At 42.3% G+C, this 20,538-nt stretch carries 11 protein-coding genes; 6 read left to right on the forward strand and 5 right to left on the reverse strand.

What is annotated here, in order from left to right; translation table 11 throughout:
- Positions 1–3 precede the first annotated feature (3 nt).
- The 6 genes from EW142_RS11010 to EW142_RS11035 all read left to right on the forward strand — a co-directional run bounded on the left by EW142_RS11010 (position 4) and on the right by EW142_RS11035 (position 7,459).
- Positions 4–1,014 (forward strand): alpha/beta hydrolase family protein, encoded by a 1,011-nt coding sequence (locus tag EW142_RS11010; RefSeq protein ID WP_130613806.1) that lies wholly within the window; start codon positions 4–6, stop codon positions 1,012–1,014.
- Positions 1,015–1,265: 251 nt separating this feature from the next.
- Positions 1,266–1,652 (forward strand): hypothetical protein, encoded by a 387-nt coding sequence (locus EW142_RS11015; protein WP_130613808.1) that lies wholly within the window; start codon positions 1,266–1,268, stop codon positions 1,650–1,652.
- Between the two features lie 209 nt (positions 1,653–1,861).
- On the forward strand, positions 1,862–2,488 hold the full coding sequence (locus tag EW142_RS11020) for a hypothetical protein (RefSeq protein ID WP_130613810.1): 627 nt from the start codon (positions 1,862–1,864) through the stop codon (positions 2,486–2,488).
- A gap of 245 nt (positions 2,489–2,733) precedes the next feature.
- Entirely contained in the window at positions 2,734–3,462 is a 729-nt protein-coding gene (locus EW142_RS11025) for a collagen-like protein (RefSeq protein WP_130613812.1), read from the forward strand.
- Positions 3,463–4,821: 1,359 nt separating this feature from the next.
- Positions 4,822–6,693, forward strand: a complete 1,872-nt coding sequence (locus EW142_RS11030) for a sensor histidine kinase (RefSeq protein ID WP_130613814.1) — start codon at positions 4,822–4,824, stop codon at positions 6,691–6,693.
- A 13-nt stretch (positions 6,694–6,706) separates the two neighbouring features.
- Positions 6,707–7,459: a LytR/AlgR family response regulator transcription factor gene (locus EW142_RS11035; RefSeq protein WP_130613815.1), complete on the forward strand. Its 753-nt coding sequence runs from the start codon at positions 6,707–6,709 to the stop codon at positions 7,457–7,459.
- 21 nt (positions 7,460–7,480) lie between these two features.
- On the opposite strand, the gene EW142_RS11040 is transcribed toward EW142_RS11035, so the two are convergent.
- The 5 genes from EW142_RS11040 to EW142_RS11060 form a co-directional block, all read right to left on the reverse strand.
- On the reverse strand, positions 7,481–7,945 hold the full coding sequence (locus EW142_RS11040; RefSeq protein WP_130613817.1) for a hypothetical protein: 465 nt from the start codon (positions 7,943–7,945) through the stop codon (positions 7,481–7,483).
- 131 nt (positions 7,946–8,076) lie between these two features.
- Complete coding sequence (locus tag EW142_RS11045) at positions 8,077–8,670, reverse strand: precorrin-2 dehydrogenase/sirohydrochlorin ferrochelatase family protein (protein WP_130615682.1); 594 nt, start codon at positions 8,668–8,670, stop codon at positions 8,077–8,079.
- A gap of 71 nt (positions 8,671–8,741) precedes the next feature.
- Positions 8,742–10,691: an OmpA family protein gene (locus EW142_RS11050; protein ID WP_165395263.1), complete on the reverse strand. Its 1,950-nt coding sequence runs from the start codon at positions 10,689–10,691 to the stop codon at positions 8,742–8,744.
- Between the two features lies 1 nt (position 10,692).
- Positions 10,693–11,613: a PorP/SprF family type IX secretion system membrane protein gene (locus EW142_RS11055; protein ID WP_130613821.1), complete on the reverse strand. Its 921-nt coding sequence runs from the start codon at positions 11,611–11,613 to the stop codon at positions 10,693–10,695.
- 37 nt (positions 11,614–11,650) lie between these two features.
- Positions 11,651–20,527 carry a PKD domain-containing protein gene (locus EW142_RS11060; protein WP_130613823.1) on the reverse strand — a complete coding sequence of 2,959 codons (8,877 nt, stop codon included), beginning with the start codon at positions 20,525–20,527 and terminating at the stop codon, positions 11,651–11,653.
- Positions 20,528–20,538: the final 11 nt, after the last annotated feature.

Raw genomic sequence — 20,538 nt, forward strand, 5'->3', positions numbered from 1 at the left:
CCAATGAATTTGCTACAAAGTGATTTTTATTTCAGAATTATGTTATTGTTTAGTACCATAGGTCTTTTCATTTCTTGTGACAATGACTTTGAAGTCCCTTTGCTAAAAACTTCTCAGTCTGAAGTTGTTATTTCCTTGGCCACTTCCGATACCATCGTATATGTTCGGGTAAATGAGGAAACCATTCCTGTTTACCTGTCCATACCTAAAGACTGTACTTCGGAGTCTCTACCTGCAGTTGTACTGCTCCATGGTTCTGATGGTATGTGGAAGAACCATGACCCCGAAACAGGAACAATGGCCGGACAAAATTCTGAATGGAGAGATTTATTTGACAGCACCTGTATGGTTGGTGCCTATGTGGATAGTTATACCACAAGAGATTGCACAACAAGGACAGGCAAATGGAAAACCCCACCCGAGAATTTTAAGATAAGTTCGCAGTTCATCCGACCAAAAGACGCTTATGCCACCTTGGCCCTATTGCGAAATTTGAAGTATGAAAATGGCACCAAAGTAATTCGTCCAAACGATATTGGCCTACTCGGGTTTTCAGATGGCGCAAGTGCCGTTGCATCCACATTATTTGACACTAATGCTGTCCCTTCAGGTTGGGCATGGGCCCAAACCTTTGATGATAAAAACTACAACACTTCTTCGGGTGTACTTCCACCAGTAAGTCCTCCCAAGGAAGGAGGATTCTCAGGAGGTGTTTTTTATTATGGAGGCTCCGGAGGGTATAATTATTGGGGTACCTCCCCTTGTGGGAATAACGCCCAAAATGGCAATATATATGCTCCTTACGCTCCTTTGCTCTACCAAATACCAGAAAATGGATATCTAACAGAAAATACGATATGCCTATATGAATTGTTAAAAAGTAAAGGCCTGCCAGTTGAGCTAAATCTCTACAAAGATGTTGGTCATGGGTTCGATTTTGATGGGGTGGAGCAAAGTTCAGCAGCGCGAAAAAATACGATCAACTGGTTAAAAAAAATACTAAATGCCAATTGAAGACAGGACTAGACGGCAATTATACCAACCTTTGACTGCCAATCCAAGATTTGAAATCTCAACCTCTTAAAAATACAGTTCCTAAGAACCATCGTGGTGTTCATAGTTTTAAAAGACGGTTCAACAAAAATCCGAAAAGTCACTCAAAAAATTGAGCATTGCGCCAGGAACAACTACAGCCTCAAAAATTTATTAGAACCATTTGTATGTCCCTAACCGGATAAAAATCAGAACACCTAAATATTAGTTAAATGAGAATGAATTTTTTGGAAAAATGGATACTGGATCTTGTAAAATCCGAATATGAGTTAGGAAGCATTCCGAAAGCTGCGACCTATAAGTTCAAAGAACAGATGGATAATTTTGTAGAGGTCACCGTAGAGTGGACCGACAATCAAAAATCAGAATATAAAATTATCTATTGTGCCCGCGCTTACGGCAGACCCAGCATTGGTAAATATGCCAAGGTCGAAAATGATTCGATTTTTGAATTGGAAAACTACTACACTCTTGAAATTCACACCTATGTGGATAATGTAAAAAGAAGCTACAGTACTCGAAAAATAGCGGATTACGACGTAATGAACGTAGTTGGCGAGCTTGATATCTGGAAGACCTCCAAGGATGTTAAAACCTAGTTTTGACCCTCTTTTTACGGCAAACAGCTGTAAGCAAAAATATCATAAACCACCCGTTCACCCATGTTATAATACTCTTTATCCGGTGCTCTTTATCCGTCAATTAAAATAGCCCATTGATATATTAGCCCCCTAAATAACTATTGTTTCTTTGTTTCTTGCTGCTTGAAAATTTAGTTCCCAAGTTATTTATACAAAATCGAAAACATATGCATTTAATAACCATCATTTGGGCATTGATCTGTGCACTGATCATCATCAGTTACCCCATTTATATCTATAATAAATCCAAGATTGTTCCAAGCGAAAAACCAAAACCTCTCCACTTGGTCCACCAACATACCGTTGATTTGATTTCCGTCGATTTGACCACTTCCAAAACCGGCTGGTCCTTCACGGTAGATTTACCACAAATCACTCAAGAGGTTCTTCGCCAATGTACGATCTTATTTTATTTGGAAACCGATGAAACCTGTCTAAAGCTACCACTAAACAATGCGAGTAAAGGGTATGTCGCGGAAATCTTCAAAAATGTAGGAAAGATTTACCTCACTTTTAAGTGTTTGGCCGATGGGGTGTCCAATTATCATGTTCCAATGGAACATCTTCAAAAACTAAAGGTCTTGGTTATCAAAAACAATACTGGCAACAGCAGATTAAAGGTGAGCTTGAAAAAATCAATTCTTTATCAGAAAATAAAAGATGCCGGGGTCAACATCAATATGTATGAAGATACATTGATTTACCTGAGCAATATGGCAGACATTGATTTTAAGGGGTACAAAACCAACGTAGTTAAACTCTCCGAACTTCAAGAGCTCTCTTCTGCGGTCTAAACATGGCTTAAACCATCCTAAACCAAGGTATGTTGTACGTAAACCCTTATACAAAACCCTCAATTTCAAACTATTCCATGAATTCTCATGGTTGTATAAGCTTTGTTTTTATGTATCCCCATTTGGCATTGGTGAACAGTTTTCCTGTATCCATCAAACGATATAAGACACACATCAACTAGCCCCAGAAAACCCTGCAACACTAAGGTAATTTTGCCCTGTTTAACCTTTAAATCAAAAATATTATGAAATTATCAAAAGTATTGGCCCTGCTTTGCATGGCATTGACCGCAACCTTATTCTCTTGTTCTGGAGAGGATGGGGAAAGAGGAGTCGCTGGTTCCGATGGAGCTCCAGGAACTCCAGGGCAACCAGGAGCTGCTGGCGTAAATTGCTGGGACCTAAACGGAAACGGACAAGAGGATGAAGATGAAGACCTTAACAAAGACGGAGAGTTTAATGCACTGGATTGCCAAGGCGCAGATGGTGACGACGGACAGCCAGGTGATCCTGGTGCCGATGGCAACGCAGAGGTCTACACAGTTACCTTTAAAGGTATTGCCAATGGATTTAACTCATATTCTCAAGACATGAATGAGTTAGATGGTATTGTAGAGAACTTTTCGGAATGGGCTTTTTTGGGTTATGTATCAAAAGGCTCGCAACTATTCCCTGTTCCAGGTGCCATTGAAAAAGGTCCGAATACAGATACCTTCTTTTATACTCTATTTTTTGTTACTGATTCAGAAGATCCTAAACTAGGTCCTAGAGCAACACTGAACCACTATGAATTGGATTTTCAGTCTGGCTACAATCCGACATCCGATGATGTTGATGATTTTATTGTTGTTGCTATAAAATCAAACGTTGTTAACAGTAGCAAATCGGCACAAGTCGGTATAGAAGCTGAACTTAAAGCCGCCGGTGTCGATACAAGCGACTACTATGCGGTAATGGACTATTTTGGTCTGTAAAAACGCTTTTACTACGTGAATTGCATGGCGACCGCTTCCTAGGTGTCCATATTTTTAAAGGTTGGATCTAGGAAAGCGGTTTTCATAATTCTATGAAATACATAAATCAAAAGGGGGCATCATGCTTTTTCTTCCAGTTTCTTGGTGTGGTGTCAGTGAAAAGCGATGTCCCCTATTTTTTTGCGTTTGGAGACCCATATTCTTTCCCTCCAAAAATCATAAAGGGTATACAACGGAATCACTTTTAGATATCGTCTTAGGGAAAAACCTACATGGAATTGTTGTTATCCCGTGTTTTATTGATGTTTTTCTTTGGTGCCATTAATTCAATCCCTTAATCCGTCAACTGAAAAGGGCACTTCATCAAACCAACCCAATTCCTGTAAAACCCTCGCTTATTTTTGAACAAACGGCCCCAAGGCATACAATCTAGATTGCCATGTTTGTTGTATTCTAAGTAAACCTGCCGCCAGTAGTTCTTTTGGGAAAGTGTCAAAACGAGTATGGGGTTATGCTGCGTAACTACCCAGCAAAAAGAAGGAAAACGGCGGGTTTTTTGATTATGTAAATTCAATCATGAATTAGAGACAAGATTACTCGAATTAAAAATTAAACCTCATGTAAATATCTATTCTTTTGTTGGCTTTTTGTTTGATTCTCTTTCCCCCTAAAACCTAACAGAACCCTAACATAAAACCAAGAATATTCGTTTGAGCAACCTCATTACCATAGCAGAAAAAAGAAAACGACTTTCTATGAAATCGTGTTTGGTTCATTTGAGACCACTAAGTTGCTATTTATTCTTCCCCCAAAAATCATACGTTAAATCAGCAAAGATTTCAGGCATTTTTATAGTTCTGATTATTAATGACTTACCATATCCGCAATTGTTTAATACAAATCGCTTAAATACCTCACGAACATTGTAAAACTTTTATATCAATCAGAAAAAATAGTCCTATGAAAGCAACTTGAAACCGAACTCAATTTGTAATTTAGAAGAAAGCCCATACCCCATTTATAAGGTATTGGGGATAACACCATGAGGGTTTTTATTGAAAAGAACCTTCTGTACGCTTTTGTTCTGAAAGCCCCATACCGCATTTCTGCGGATTGAAAAGCTATTTTCACCCCACAGTAGCTATGATAGGTAAAAATAAGAAATAATTTGAAATTTCCTACAATACTAGAGAAATATATTACAATTTCTAATTGACGTTGTTTGAGCCATTGAACCATTTCTTCCATTGAGAAAAACTTAATCTACCTATCTGTTGAACCATGTTTTAACAGATTTAGCCATGAGTTGGAATAAGCGCAAAATGATTTTGAAATGATACTGGCATACCAATACTATAGATGAAATTTCGCAAGCGAACATATCAATATGCCCGCATCTATATGAGCTTGCTTCTTTTTTGGACCACCGGCCATAATTTGGCGCAATCCACTATTCCAGAAAGAAAGACCCAGCCTATTCCTTTCACAATCTTTGAAACCGACAATCATGAACTTTCCATTGAGGACATTCTGAACTCCCAACAAGATTTTGTTCCCATAAATGCTATATCAAAGCATAGTAAACCTAGCAAAATCTATTGGATTAAACTGGACCTTGGTCAAGAATTGGATACCCTGCAAACGCAAGAAAACTGGTTTTTAAAGACTAACCTCCCCTTTACCCATTCCAAATTGTTTCATTCAGAAACTTCAGGAATACATTATGCCTCTTTTGGAATCTTCGACCCATCTGCCACCAAAATGAATGGGCTTTACTTTCAAGGAGCAAAATTTAGATCAACAGACCTTATCCATGGGCGCTACCTTTATGTGCGAATTCATGAGATTAGAACAACATATACCATTTCAAAATGGAAATTTGGTTATATGTCTGCCCATAATTATAGGTTCTATACCGACTTTTATGATGCATGGGACATTAAAAAGTTCTTCACCATATATCTGTTTTTGGGCACCTGTATAATCCTATTTTTGATGTTGCTTGTTATCCATTTGAATACGAGAAGGGTTGAATTCCTTTTTTATTCCCTTTACATTTTTTCTGCTGCCATTTACCTCACCGGACCCATGATTCCATCAGAAGCGTTTCGAGGGGTTTTCTATTCACACGGAGGGTATTGGATAGGGAGTATCATGCAAGTGTTCATCAACTTGTTTTATGTACTTTTCATCTCCCACTACCTTAATGCCCAAACGGCCTACCCTAAACTGTACAAAGTAATCCGAGTGACCGTATGGGTCCTATTGGCCATTGTTGTTTTTGACGCATTTACTTATTTCACCAAAAACTATATGACCCATCTGCGCATTTTGAACTTTCAGCGAATATATATGACCTTGTTTGCGCTTTTCGGAATAGTCTTTCTACTTCGTAAGACTAGAGACCGTTTAGCGCTTTTCATCATAGCCGGCTCTTTCTTATATCTCAGCGGGGCACTTTTGTTTATGGTTCTTCAAAACCGAGGTTTTATGATTGCAGGTACCAGCTTGGAAATATTGATTTTTTCTTTGGGTCTTGCCTATAAAATAAAGCTGGAATATGAAGCCAAGCTTCAACTTCAGGAAGAGGTTTCCTTAAAGGAAATAAGTGCCCTGAGGGCACAGATGAATCCGCATTTCATTTTCAACTCCTTGAGTTCTATTCAACATCTTATCTTGAACAACAATAAAATAGCGGCTCTGCAATACCTATCCAAATTCGGGAAGCTTACTCGAAAGGTTCTGGAGAATTCTGTTGAGGCCAAAGTTTCGCTTTCGGATGAGATTCGCCTTCTAAATTCTTATCTTGAGTTGGAATCCCTACGCTTTGATGGTAGTTTTAAATATCATATTGAAGTAGAAGAAAATCTGGACACGGAGGACGTTGAAGTGCCCTTGCTATTGATACAGCCCTTTGTTGAAAATGCAATCATACATGGTTTACTTCCCAAAAAACAAGGCGAAAAGACGCTTTATGTAAGTTTCAAAAAAGATACGGAGCAAGTAATATGTGAGATTGATGACACAGGAATCGGCAGAACAGCCTCCCAAAAAAACAACACCTTAGCAAAAAAGGGGAGAAAGTCCCATGGCATGAACATTTCAGAAAAAAGGCTGGAATTGTTGTCCAAAGAAACCTCCGGAAAAAAGAAAATTGAAATCATTGATAAATATGACCCAGAAGGAAATCCTGCTGGGACCAAGGTAATCATCATAATACAGGCAGCTTAAATAAACAACCATTATGACTTTAAAAGTAGTAATCGTAGAAGACGAAAAACGCAGTAGGGAAACACTAAAGGCCCTGCTGGAAGAGTTTTGCGCAGACGTAAAGGTAATAGCAACGGCAGAATCGGTCCAGGAAGCGGTAAAAGTGTTATCGGTATACAGTCCCGATGTTGTATTTCTAGATATCGAATTACAATCTGGGGAAGGTTTTGATATCCTCAACCAAATTCAGGACCCCAGTTTCGAGATAATCTTTACCACAGCTTTTGAAAAATATGCCATCAAGGCCATTAAATTCAGTTCTCTTGACTATTTACTGAAACCCATTGATCTTGAAGAGCTCAAGCAGGCCATTGAAAAAGCACGGTCGCGAATGGACACCAATGTGTATCGCCAACAGATTGAAACTTTGATGCAAAATTTGGGGAGGTCCCAGTACAAACAAGAGAAAATATGCCTAGCGACTACAGCAGGTATGGAGTTCATACCCATTGAAAACATCATTTTGTGCAAAGCAGATGGCTCTTACACTTCGTTTATCTTAAAAAACAATAACTCCCTTCTGGTCAGTAAACATCTTAAAGAGTATGAGAATCTTTTATCGGACCATCAATTTATGAGGGTGCACAACAGCTATCTCATCAATTTAAAAGAGGTGAAAAAATACATCAAATCTGACGGAGGTTATATCATCATGAGCAATGACATGCATGTTAGTATTTCTCCCCGTAAAAAAGAAGACCTGCTTGATTCCATGAGACGGCTGTAGTTTTAATCCAAAAAGACACCTCTATTGGCAACGTCCTTGTTTCGGTGCGAAAACATAAGTAACATTACCCTGTTTCCATTTGCCTGCTATCAGATTTTGAATATTGATGGGATAATACGTTTTCTGTCCATAGGCGTCAACCACTTCCAAAAAAAACGCATTTTGATGCTCCAAAATCTGCCATTGTCCTGAATTTTCGGCGACCCCAGCTCCATAGGCTCTATTGTTTCTGTTGCTTGTGTTCTGGGTTCCCTTAACGGTATATGAACCATCATAACTGTAGTAATAGGTGCCATCCGCACAGAAATCCACATAGGTAATTGCACTGGAGCTCGAATCCATCACAATGGAAGATTCTGAGTAAATGACCAATTGTCCGTCATCCACATATTCCTTTAATTTTGAAAGATTGTCTTGGGACTGGGCACTTATGAAAAACGGAAGAATTAAAATCCCCAAACAAAAATTTCGAATATCAACTCGCATAGTGATACTAATTTTAGTTATACCATCAATTTTAGGGGGAAGATTTTTAGATACCTCAAAGGTATTTGTTTTTCAAAAAAGGTGAAGCAAACTGAATACCACTTTATACCAACTTTAACGTGTCGGTGGGTCTAATCCTCTTGATTTGGTTTTTTTTCGACCAATCCCTTAGTGAATTCGTTCAACGCCTCAACCTTTTCCTCAAAATCTCCTTTAAGGGTTTTTCGGTACTCGTTCAGGTTTTGAACCAAATCATCAATTTCTTCAGGTAGCACGTCCTCAAAAAACTGCCTCAAGCGCTTCGCTGTGGTAGGGGATTTGCCATTGGTAGAAATGGCCACTTTTACATTGCCTTTGGTTACAATACCTCCCATATAGAAATCGCAGAAGGGTGGATTGTCGGCCACGTTCACTAAAATGCTTTTTTCTCGGCAATCCTGATAGACCTGTACGTTCACGTCTTCCTTATCTGTGCAGGCCACCACCATATGTTTTCCTTCGAGATATCTTTTATCATAAACATCTTTGGTTATTTTGACATCGTGACCCGAAGCCAATTCAAGAGTTTCCTTCAAATAGTTGGGAGCGACCATCTGCACTTTAGCATTTGGGCTCGACTTGAGTAAGAAACTTAATTTTTCCAAACCGACATTCCCGCCGCCAACGATGAGAATGTTAAGGTTGGAAACCTTCAAAAAAACAGGATAAAGCTCGTTTCGTTCCATGCCTTTCACCCCATTAAAATATACGGGGCTTTTCATGGCAAGATAAGAAGAATAGACGGGTTGGAGCGCTGCTACTCCATCTTCACGATGATGAACTCTGATCTTCGATTCACATCATGCTCCTCTTTGGAGCATTTTATACCATTGCTGCATTGGTTCAACAGTTGTTTTTCCCCATAACCTATGGCACTTTCGATTCGATTGGCTTCAATCCCCTGGGAGATGATGTAATATCCGGTGGCCTTTGCTCTTTTATCAGATAAGGTTTCATTGTAGCGATCACTTCCTCTTGAATCGGTATGGGCTTCAATTTTAATGACCATTTTGGGATATTCCTTCATCACTTCAACAATTTTGTTCAACTCTTGGGCCGCATCAGGACGAATATCGGCTTTGTTGACATCGAAGTAGATGTTGTCAATCTTGATTTTGAGCACCCCATTTTCCCTTACAATCAATTTATTGAGTTCCTTAGTGATTTCCATGGGAACCTTGTTCACATAATCCTTTTCATCTGAGGTTGAAAATCTCGTTGCATTGGGGACGAATCCTTCCTTTCCGATTTTGAGATCGTACTTGGTTTCACAATCCAAAATCACATCAAAGCTGAAGGCTCCGTAGGGGTCGGTACTGGTTTTTCCCAAAGAGGTCCCCTCCTGAGAATGGAGCTCCACACTTACATTTACCATGGGTTGCCCATTCGATTTGCGAACCACGCTGCCCTGTACGGTTTGTGAGCAAGTTTCTTCCAACCTTTGAAACGAATAAATATCGTCGTCACCCTTGCCCCCGGGTCTGTTGGAAGAAAAATACCCACGGTTGGTAGTTTCACGAACGATATATCCGAAATCGTCACGATTGCTATTGATAGGTTTTCCCAAATTGTGGGGCTCTTCAAATCCATCTTGGGCCAATTCACTTTCAAATACGTCCAGACCTCCCAACCCCAAGTGCCCATCTGAGGCGAAATAAAGCTTCTCCTCGGTTACAAAAGGAAACATTTCCCTCCCACTGGTATTGATGGTCGGACCAAGATTTTTAGGCTGTGAAAAACTTCCATCATCAGAGATTTCAACTACAAAAATATCGGTGCCTCCTATGCTCCCAGGCATATCGGAAACAAAATAAAGGTGTTTTCCATCTGGGCTCAAGGCAGGTTGACCCACCGAGTAAGCTTCGTTGTTAAAGGGAACTTCCTCAGCTTCGGTCCATTCACCTCCACGCAATTCTGAAGTATACATGTTAAGGTGGTTGGTTCCTTCTCCATCTCTTCCCAGTGCTTGATTGGAGTAGTTATTTCTTGTAAAATATATTTTATTTCCCTCTGGAATGAAACTGGCAACCGCTTCGTGATATCGGGTATTCAGAATTTCAGAGAATGGCAATACCTCCGCAAGATCGGAACCCAAATCTATGGTATCTGCCATAAAGAAATCCAGATACGGTTGTTGGTTCCATTCGTACAAACGAGTTTCGAACCGCAAACTGTCCCTACTTGAAGAGAATACGATTTTATCCTTATAATAGATTGGACCAAAATCGGCTACGGGTGTATTTATGGCCAAATTTGAAATATAAAATTGGGGTTGTCGGTTCAACAACTCATCAAGTTTTTCATCATTGTCCCCTAATTGTTCCACAGTAAATTGGGAGGCATCCAATTTTTGGGTATAGATTTTCATAATCGCCTTCGCCAACCGATAATTGCCCACCCCTTTAAGGGCATGCACATAACGAAAGGTGTATTCAGGCGTTAGTACGTTTTCATATTTGGAAAAGAGAAGTCCATACCATTTAACGGCATTTTCCATATCCGTATTAAAGAAATAACAGTCTCCCAAACGTTGTAGCACATGCTGCGAATCATCCCCTTTTTTCGTCAGGGATTCATATTGCTTCGCTGCTCTTTTATAGAGCAGATTATCAAAATTGGTATCTGCATCATTATATTTTAACTGGGCCTCCAACCCATTGAGGTTAAAAGCACAAATCACAAAGAGTACTATTTTAACTACTTTCATTCTAATAAAATCTAGGTGATTTAAGTCTTTTTTCAACGGTCTTGAACTCGTATCGCAAGAAGATTTCATGCGTCCCACTTGTATAGTCTGTAAGGTCCGATGTGGTAAGGTCATAGGCATATCCCACACTCAAATCTGGAGAAATCTGTACTCCCAATAGGGCCGAAAAAGAATCATCCCAGCGATAGGCAATCCCCGCTGAGAAGGTTTCCCTCAGCATGGCGTTGGCCGAAATATCAGCAATCACAGGTGCCCCAGGTACCCATTTTACAAAAAAGGCAGGCTTAAACTTGATGTCGGGGGTCAAATCAATAATCTTTCCCCCTATCAAAAAATAATGCAGCCTTTCCGCGGCAATTTCTTGTTCAGCACCGTCATAATGATCTTCCGAAAAGAAATTGGGAACCGCCAATCCAAGGTAAGAGGAATTTGTATGATAATAAACTCCAGCCCCTATCGTTGGAAAGAATTTGTTTTCGATATTATTTTGGAAAGCGACATCTGGATTTTGGATAGTCCCTTTGTTGAAATCAACATTGAAAAGCCTTCCTCCCGCTTTAAGGCCGAATGAAAGTCTTCTATTTGCATCATCCAACTGTAGGGTATATGAGAAATTACCATCAACAAAAACCTCGGAGGATGGGCCTAAGGCATCATGAGCCAACACCAACCCCAACCCCACATTATTGCCCATCGGGCCATCTACTGCCAATACTTGGGTATTGGGAGCTCCATTGATGCCCACCCACTGTGACCGATGCATCAAAAGCGCAGTTAAATGACCTCGTGATCCAGCATAGGCCGGGTTTACGCTCAACGTATTGTACATATATTGGGTAAACTGGGGATCTTGCTGTGCTGTTGCAAATAAGGTCACCATGGACGTAATAGCGAAACAGATATATTGAATTTTTTGCTTCATTGATGTTTTATTGTTGTCTATTCCCTTACCCATTATGCTATCTGTTTATATACAGCCAATCTGTTTTTGGTGTTGAGCCATCTCCCAGGTCCAGTACATAATAATATGTACCGACTGGTAGTTGTTCCCCTTTTTGTACTGTGGCACGTCCGTTTGATGTGCCATCCCAGTCATTGTTGTAGGAGCGTTGTTCAAAAACGATGTTTCCCCATCGGTTATAAACCTGAAGAACATTATTTGGGTATTGGGAAATACAATCAATGGTAAAAGTTTCATTTACCCCGTCCCCATTGGGTGAGAATTCGTTGTATACCGTCAAACAAGTCGGTTCTATAAAAGCTTCATCAGCGTTGTTCGCTTCGTCAACATCAAATTGGTCCACAAAGGCCAGTGAAGCGACATTCAAATAATCGTTGATGTCCAAAACTTCAACTGTCAATTGTAAGTTTGCTGTCCCAAGAGATGAAAGACTGCCTATTTCCCAGAAACCTGCATCTACATCGAAGTCACCTTTGCTGCTTTGGAAGGAAACCAGGCGATATCCTGAAGGAAGGGCTTCCTCTATTCCAATGTTCGTAGCCGCATCGTTCCCTTGATTGGTCACTGTTACCGTAAAAGTAACCTCATCACCAATCTGTGGGCTAGTATTGTCCACGGTTTTGGAAATCGCAATATCCACGGTTTGTGGGATGACCAAGGCAATAGCCTCGTCATCATCTGATTGTCCATCTCCCAAATCATCTTGATCTAGGCTCGAATTGGGGTCACTGTCCGGATCATTAAAATCACTTGCGGTTATTTCAGCCACATTGCGATATTCGTCGGAATTTCCGGTCGGTGCATTCACCGTGGCCAATAAAATCAGGGTCTCGGTGGTTCCGTTCGATATAGTTCCATTTATGTTCCATAGACCGGTTGAAGCTTGATAGATACCTGCCGTAGTTACACTTGATTGGTAGGTAAATCCTTCGGGCAATAAGTCCGTCACGACTACTCCAGATGCGTCGCTATTGCCACTATTGGTCACATTGAGGGTAAACTCCACAACATCTCCAACATTTGGTGTGGCATTGTCCACAGTTTTGGTCAAGGACAAATCAGCCTGTCCTTCGGGAACGGGCACTATGGTATCCTGATCGTCTTCCGAGCTAAGATTATTGTCGGGTGTAGAATCAGGGTCGGTGGTATCCATGGCAATTAACTCCGCTGTGTTTCGGTAGTCTCCACTAGCCAATACCTCTACCACAATTTGCAAGGTTTCGGTCGAACCGTTGGCAAGGTTGGCCAAAGCCCATGAACCTGTTAGATTGTCGTAGGTGCCAACTGAAGGTGTAGCAGAAACAAAAGCATATCCTGATGCCAAAACATCTTCAATGACAAGATTTATGGCATCGTTGGGTCCGGAGTTGTTCACTGCAATGGTAAATGTTATCTGATCTCCTACAGAAGGAGTTAAGTTGTTTACTGTTTTGCTCAAGGATACATCGGCTATTCTGCGCGGTGTAGTCGACTGCTCGTCTTGATCATCCTCGGAAAGGATATTATTTCCAGGTGTGGAATCGGGGTCCAGTTGAATCATGGCAATCACCTCGGCTATGTTGGTGTAGTTTCCTAAAGGATTGACCTGTGCGACAATATTCAAAATGGCATTTGTTCCATTAGGGATATTAGGTATAGTCCACAAACCTGTTGTTGCGGAATATGCCCCTCCTGAATCATCTGAAACATAGGCATATCCTGAAGGAAGAGCATCCGAAACCACAACACCGGTGGCATCACTAAGGCCATCATTGGTAACCGTGATAGTGAAAATAACATTATCCGACACATCGGGAAATTCATTGTCCACGGTCTTGGTCAAACTCAAATCGGCAGCAGGAAGCGGAGTGGTTCCGGCAATATCCTGGTCATTTTCCAACAAAATATTATTGTTTGGTGTGGAGTTTGGATCAAAATTATTGGATGAAAACACCTCTGTAACATTGAAATAATCGCCTGATGGATTCACCCTAGCCACAATATTCAAGGTCTCTGTAGTTCCGTTTGGAATAATCCCATTAAGCTGCCAGATTCCTGTTGTTGAATCGTAAACTCCGGCAGTTCTATTGTTCGAAACATAGGTGTATCCCGTTGGTAATAAATCCAATACCTGAACTCCAATTACATCACTAGGGCCGTCGTTGGTGATACTAATATTGAATATGACCTCTTCCCCTACCAAGGGTGAAAGTATATTCACGGATTTGCGTAGAACCAGATCAGAAACAGGAACTGGCACTGGATCAATGGTTTGCTGATCATCTTCGGTATCGTCATTGTTCGCTGGTTGAGAGTCCACATCTGTTTCCGCCAAATCGGTCAGCTCAGCAACGTTAGTGTAGTCGCCGTTGGTTAAAACTGTTGCCGTAATATCAATGGTTTCAGTGGTGCCATTGGGCAGATTTCCAACAGTCCAAGATCCATTGAGCGGTTCGTAGACCCCTGTTGAAGGTACCGCACTCACAAAGGCATATCCGGAAGCCAAGAAATCTGTAACAACCACATTGGTGGCATCACTTGGACCGTCATTTGTTACGGTGACAGTAAATATGATAGGGTCTCCCACAAGCGGGGTTAGGTTATCTGCTGTTTTTGCCACTGAAATATCAACCAATGGGTTGGGATTTACCACAACTTCATCTTGATCATCTTCGGTCAAAATGCCATTGTTAGGTGTGGAATCTGCATCGGCTTGATCTTGCCCCGTGATTTCCGCAACATTGGTATAAACTCCTGTGGTGTTAACTGATGCCGTAATATTTAAAGTTGCTGATGCTCCATTGGCAAGGTTTCCAACTGTCCAAACTCCAGTAGTATTGATATAAGCACCACCAGCATCGTCAGAAACAAAGGTGAATCCTGTCGGTAATTGGTCCGTAACCACGACATTTGTCGCATCACTGGGGCCAGCATTGTTAACTGTAATGGTAAAGACCACATTGGTATTCACGTCCGGGGTTATGTCATCTATCGTTTTTGTCAAGGAAAGGTCAACCACAGAAACCGGATTGATGACGACATCATCTTGATCATCTTCCAAAGCATCTCCATTACTGGGAGTTGAATCGATATCAAATGCATCAGAAGCAACAACCTGGGCTGTATTCGTATAAAGTCCGGAAGGATTCACCTGCACATCAATAATCAATGTTTCTGAGGCTCCATCGCCTACGGTCCCTACTTGCCAAATACCTGTGGTTTCGTCATAAATTCCAGAGGTGGCGCTGTAAAGAACAAAGTCAAATCCAGTAGGCAACTGGTCACTTACCTGCACATTGGTAGCATCGTTGGGCCCACTGTTTGAAACCGTTATCTCAAAGCTAATCTCCTCACCAACATTGGGAGTCACGTTATTTCCTACAACAACCTTAGTGAGTGAAAGGTCAGCCTGCTCAGGAACTGCTGTAACAGTATCCTCATCATCTTCACTTTGATCACCGTCATCGTTGTTGGGAGAACTATCTCCATCGAACTGGTCAGCGGCCGTAACTTGAGATACATGGGTAAACTCTCCTGTAGTTCCAGTAGGGCTTAAAACGGTGGCGTTAAAGGTGAGCACCGTGGTGTTCGCTCCCACGGGGACCGATAATCCCGTCCATGATATTGTGTTGCTTATAAAATTAAAGGTGCCCCCATTGCTTATGGCAGTGATAGAACCGTATCCAGGAGGCACTAAATCGCTTACCGAAACACCAGTTGCTGCATCAGGACCCAGATTGCTTAAGTTAACCGTGAAGGTTACCACATCACCGACATCAGGATTGACAGCACTGGCAAGGATCTCAAGTTCCAAATCCACCACCTGTGGGTTTACAACAAAGACATCTTCATCATCCTCATCTTGATCTCCATCGTCATTTCCAGGATTACTATTGGGATCAGGTTGATCCACAGCGACGATCTGTGCAATATTTTGATATTCGTTGATCGCTCCCGTTGGTACGTTCACCGTAACTTCATATGAAACTGTGGTTGAACCAACAGGTAATGATGCAATGTCCCAACGTATGTTATTTCCGGAAGCCGTGCCACCATCATTGATTACGCCAATTGTAAAACCAGATGGAACAACATCTTCAATGGTAATATTCGTAGCGGTATCTGGACCACCATTCGTCAAGGTGAGTTCAAAAGTCAAGTTATCACCCACATTAGGAGTTGCACTGGAGCCCGCAGCAAGGGCTTTTGACAAACTAAGATCAGAAGAGTTAATGGTAACTATGGCAGAATCTTGGTCATCCTCCGCTTCCAATCCATTATTTACCGTTGAATCGATATCGAAGACATCGTTGGCGGTAATTTCTGCTGTGTTGTTATAATCTCCTGTGGCGTTCACAGTGGCATCGAACGTCAAACTCAGGGTTGTTCCATTATTTATGGAAAGGTTGGACCAAGTAAGTGACAAATCTCCCAAATTAAAGATACCCCCATTGCTAACCGTACCGGGTACCAAACTAAATCCGGAGGGTATAACATCCCTTACAGCAACACCTGTTGCATCAGAAGCGGAAGAAGCGTTATTGTTAAAAATATCAATGGTGAAAGTCACCGTATCTCCTGGATTGGCAGTAACCGGAGAGACTGTTTTTGTCAGTTCTAAATCTACCCCAATCAATGAAATTTCAACTATATCAGAATCGGCAGGACAAGTTCCATTGGAAACCGTCCATTGAAATTCATAAGTGCCAGGCGCGGTGCCAAATACGTCTGTATTGGGGTCATTTTCATTTACAAAACCTACTGAAGTAGGACCCGATATCTGTGTCCAGGTTCCAATTCCGGCTGCTGGACTCACCGCATTGAGAACTACGGATGAAAATTGATCCAAGGACTGATCTGGACCGGCGTCCGCAGTTCCAGGATCTTGATGATTGATTACCTCTACAGTATCCTCCAAGGTGCAACCTCCATTGACCACCGTCCAAGTAAACTCGTAAGTACCCGGTTCCAGGGTGTCGATAACCGAAGTTTCACTATTGGGGGCAACAATATTGGCAGGAGTTCCTGGGGTCCCTCCCACACCCGGACCTGCAGTTTGGGTCCAAGTTCCAGTTCCAACTGCTACTGCTACCGCATTCATGTTAACTTGTGTAGCAGCACATAACTCTTGGTCGGGCCCTGCATCTGAAACAGAAGGAGGATCGACCGTAAATGTCAATTGAACTGTATCGGAGCTTGGGTCACAAGCCGAGGGAATGTCCACAAAGCTTACTCCGTTATGAGCCACTGTCCAAGTAAGCTCGTACGTTCCGGTTGTTGTAATATTGGATATTGTCGATGTCGGGGAATTGGGATTGTCAATCACAGCTGCCCCTCCTGATGGGTCGATAGAAAATGTCCACGTTCCCGTCCCAACTGTTGGTGGAACCGCATTAAGTTGTGCATCCAACTGACAGGCATTGACCTGATCAGGGCCTGCATCTGCGGTTGAAGGTGCCTCGTAAACCTCAATGCGCATTACATCGGAGGTATTAAAGCAAAATCCTGATTCAAAATTCCATTCCAAAATATAGATTCCCGGCACCGTCAATCCGGTTACGGTGGAAAGAGGGTCCAAATCGTTAGTGATGACTGCTGTACTTCCAGCAGGTTGTTGCGTAAATCTCCACACAGCCTCGTCCACATCATCGGGAGGTGTATTTCCTGCTAAAGTCGTCTGGTTGGGTATCGCCAAATCTCCTAAGCACAATAGTTGATCAGGACCTGCATCTGGCAAAACAGAAGGTAATGCACTCGATTCAACCCTAACTTGATCGGATGTATTTCCACAACCCGTGGAACCAGGATAGTTTGTAGTGAACTCAAAAATATAAAAGCTGCCAAGCACAATATCGCTTACCTCTGCCACATTGCTTCCTGCAGGATTCTGCGTAATGGTAGCCGGAGTTCCAGGTGCACCTCCGACACCAGGTCCAAATACCTGGGTCCAGGTTCCCGTAGATCCAAAAGTGGCCTCGAGAAGAAAATTTTGAACTTGACACAACTCCAAATCAGGGCCTGCATTGGCAGGAACAAATACATCTACTGTTTTATCCACAAAAGTGACAGGGCAATTGATGTCTCCCGCGATTGTCCAACGAAAAGTGTAGGAGCCAGAAACCAATCCGGTAACGGTTGCATTGGGATCATTTACATTTGAAAAAGATGGTGTATTGGGCGCTCCTGAAAGTAAAGTCCAATACCCATTCTCCACATTGTTGTTGAAAGCATTTCCATCGAGTATAATTGTAGTTGCCGAACATATGGTTTCAGTTGGATTGGTGACCGTTGCCACAGTTGGTGGAATACCAACGTCCAAAGTAACAGTATCCGTATCCAAGGAACACGAGCCATTGGTCGCCGTCCATTCGAAAATATATTGTCCTGAAAATGTAAACGTAATCGAAGTTGTAGTACTTGTTGCATCGGCGAATGTCACACCACCAGGGCCAGAAACTTGAGTCCAAAACCCTCCACTACCCACAGAGCCTGTGGCATCCATCGTAAAAGTATCACTACAATCTGCTTGGTCTGGTCCAGCATTGGAAACCGCGGCAGCTCCCACGGTAATTTCAACCTCATCCGTCGTCACCTGACACCCCGGCGCAATTTTTTGAATGGTCCAAGTAAGTATGTAACTCTGCTCAATGCTAATGGTAGCATCGGTATCAAACTGGTTTGCATTGGCAAACGTTATTCCAGCCGCAGGAACAGACGTCCAAGTACCAATTTCATCACCTGCAGGTTGGTTTCCGGCCAATGTTACCGTTCCTGTTCCAGAAGGTAAGCATTGATCTGGTCCGGCTACGGCCAATGTAGGTCCTGCTGTGGCATTAGTCGATATGGTTACGGTATCAAAACCCGGTGCAGGGCAGGTAATATCTGCCGGATTTTCGACCGTCCATCGAAAAACATAAGTTTCATTGGGGTCATCCAATCCAGAAACAAGCGTTTTGGGATCATTCTCATCTTCAAAAACAATAGTTGAACCAACTGGCGTGGTATCCACTGTCCAAGTTCCCATCAAATTCGAAGATGGTGGAGCATCCGCATCCAAAACAGTTGGAGCACCAAAACAAATGGTTTGGTCTGTTCCTGCATTGGTCGCTATGGGTGCATTGGAAGAGACCGCAATTTCGACCGTGGCCTCTGCGGCAGGTGCACAAGCATTGCCTCCGGCAATGGCATATTGAAAGATATAGGTTCCAGGAACCAAATTCGAGATATTCGTTGTTTGAGCATAAGGGTCAGCCACTGTGGCTTGATTTGGACCGCTTATTTGAGACCATAATGAGCTTCCAATGGAAACCGCATTGCCTGTTATGTCTGTAGAGGTTACATTACAGGCCAAAGTTTGATTGGTCCCTGCATTTGCTGCCGTTGGAGTTAACGAAACGGTTACATTGATGGCATCCGTTGCTACACTACATCCTGTTTGTATGGTTCCACCCAATGCCCTTCTAAATAGGACCGTATATGTTCCTTCAACATCAAAATCAATATTCAAGGGAGAGCTTCCCGTATTGGTGAATGTACCTGGTTCTACCAAAGTGGAACCGGCAGGTCCACTGATAATACTGAACGTATTTGTGCCATTTCCGGTTGTGGTAAATGGAATATCGACGCTTGTTAAGCCACATGTTGCCACCAAATCACTCCCACCGTTGGCAAGAATGGAAACGGGGTTGGTGGAGTACCGGATAGTAGCCGTGGCGGAGTCATCACAGAGCGTGGTTGTATTTTGTATGGTATAGGTAAATTCATAGGTGCTACTGCCATCCAGACCTGTAATCTGAGTAGTACTAGAGTTTGGGCTAAGGATGTTGATTCCTGTAGTTGGTCCGCTGGTTTGTGTCCATGTTACGGTCTCTCCCGTAAATTGTGGAAGTGAACCTGTCAAGGTTACTGTTGTGATTCCAGAATCACAAAATCTAATATTGTTATCTTGAATAGAAGCTGTTGAGATGTCTTGTGTGGCAGGAGCGACATTGATGGTAACCGTATCTGCTCCGTTAACACAAGGTCCGGCGACTGACCATCTAAAAACGTATGTACCTTCAATTAGGTTGGATACATTGGTGTTATTATCATTGATATCGGCGATTGTAGGCGAATTAGGGCCGCTTACAAAAGACCACGTACCTACCTGTCCATTACTATTATTCCCTCCAAAACTTCCAGCCAAGTTAGTGGCCTGGGTTACGGTATAGCAGTTATCCAGATTTTGATCAGTTCCTGCATCCACTGCAGTTTCTCCCCCATAGTTGGTTACAGTAATGGTGTCTGAAGATTCGCAGAATTGTCCTGGAGCGTAGTCCGGTCCAGTTATTGTCCATTGCAAGGTGGTAACTCCAGCATTGGCTTCAGCGAGTGTCAATGTAGTATTGGGGTCATTCGGGGTATTAATTGTTACACCAGCATTGTTGGCTCCGACAATACTCCAAATGCCAGTTTCGCCTCCATTTAAAGGCGTGTTTGCATTGGCACTAACGGCACCTGTATTGTCTGGGCATGATTCAATATCATTCCCTGCATTAGCAACGGTGATCGGTTGAACGGTTATATCCACATCTTGAAACTGGGTGGAGCCATCTGTACAAACAGCGCTTAATCTAAAAGTATAGGTATTACCCCCTACCAAGCCCGTAATTGAAGTGGTAACATCAGATGGATCAGTGATAATGACCGACGGGCCTCCAACTTGGGACCATATAGGACCACTTTGAACCAGCCCGGCTGATGATCCGGAGAGATTGAACGTGCCGACATTTTCACAAATTATTTCTGGAATACCTGCATTGACCGAACAATTTTGAGCATAACTGCATTGAATGGCAGCAAAAAAGAAAAGCCACAGAATGCCACTTTTTTTGAGGTTGGTCGGCAATACTTTCATGTTCAACGAGA

Source organism: Flagellimonas allohymeniacidonis, assembly GCF_004296335.1.
Taxonomy (GTDB): domain Bacteria; phylum Bacteroidota; class Bacteroidia; order Flavobacteriales; family Flavobacteriaceae; genus Flagellimonas; species Flagellimonas allohymeniacidonis.

Excerpts from the sequence above, each read along its gene's own strand:
- EW142_RS11010 (WP_130613806.1), top strand. The coding sequence starts at position 4 with ATGAATTTGCTACAAAGTGATTTTTATTTCAGAATTATGTTATTGTTT.
- EW142_RS11015 (WP_130613808.1), top strand. The coding sequence starts at position 1,266 with ATGAGAATGAATTTTTTGGAAAAATGGATACTGGATCTTGTAAAATCC.
- EW142_RS11020 (WP_130613810.1), top strand. The coding sequence starts at position 1,862 with ATGCATTTAATAACCATCATTTGGGCATTGATCTGTGCACTGATCATC.
- EW142_RS11025 (WP_130613812.1), top strand. The coding sequence starts at position 2,734 with ATGAAATTATCAAAAGTATTGGCCCTGCTTTGCATGGCATTGACCGCA.
- EW142_RS11030 (WP_130613814.1), top strand. The coding sequence starts at position 4,822 with ATGAAATTTCGCAAGCGAACATATCAATATGCCCGCATCTATATGAGC.
- EW142_RS11035 (WP_130613815.1), top strand. The coding sequence starts at position 6,707 with ATGACTTTAAAAGTAGTAATCGTAGAAGACGAAAAACGCAGTAGGGAA.
- EW142_RS11040 (WP_130613817.1), bottom strand. The coding sequence starts at position 7,945 with ATGCGAGTTGATATTCGAAATTTTTGTTTGGGGATTTTAATTCTTCCG.
- EW142_RS11045 (WP_130615682.1), bottom strand. The coding sequence starts at position 8,670 with ATGGAACGAAACGAGCTTTATCCTGTTTTTTTGAAGGTTTCCAACCTT.
- EW142_RS11050 (WP_165395263.1), bottom strand. The coding sequence starts at position 10,691 with ATGAAAGTAGTTAAAATAGTACTCTTTGTGATTTGTGCTTTTAACCTC.
- EW142_RS11055 (WP_130613821.1), bottom strand. The coding sequence starts at position 11,613 with ATGAAGCAAAAAATTCAATATATCTGTTTCGCTATTACGTCCATGGTG.
- EW142_RS11060 (WP_130613823.1), bottom strand. The coding sequence starts at position 20,527 with ATGAAAGTATTGCCGACCAACCTCAAAAAAAGTGGCATTCTGTGGCTT.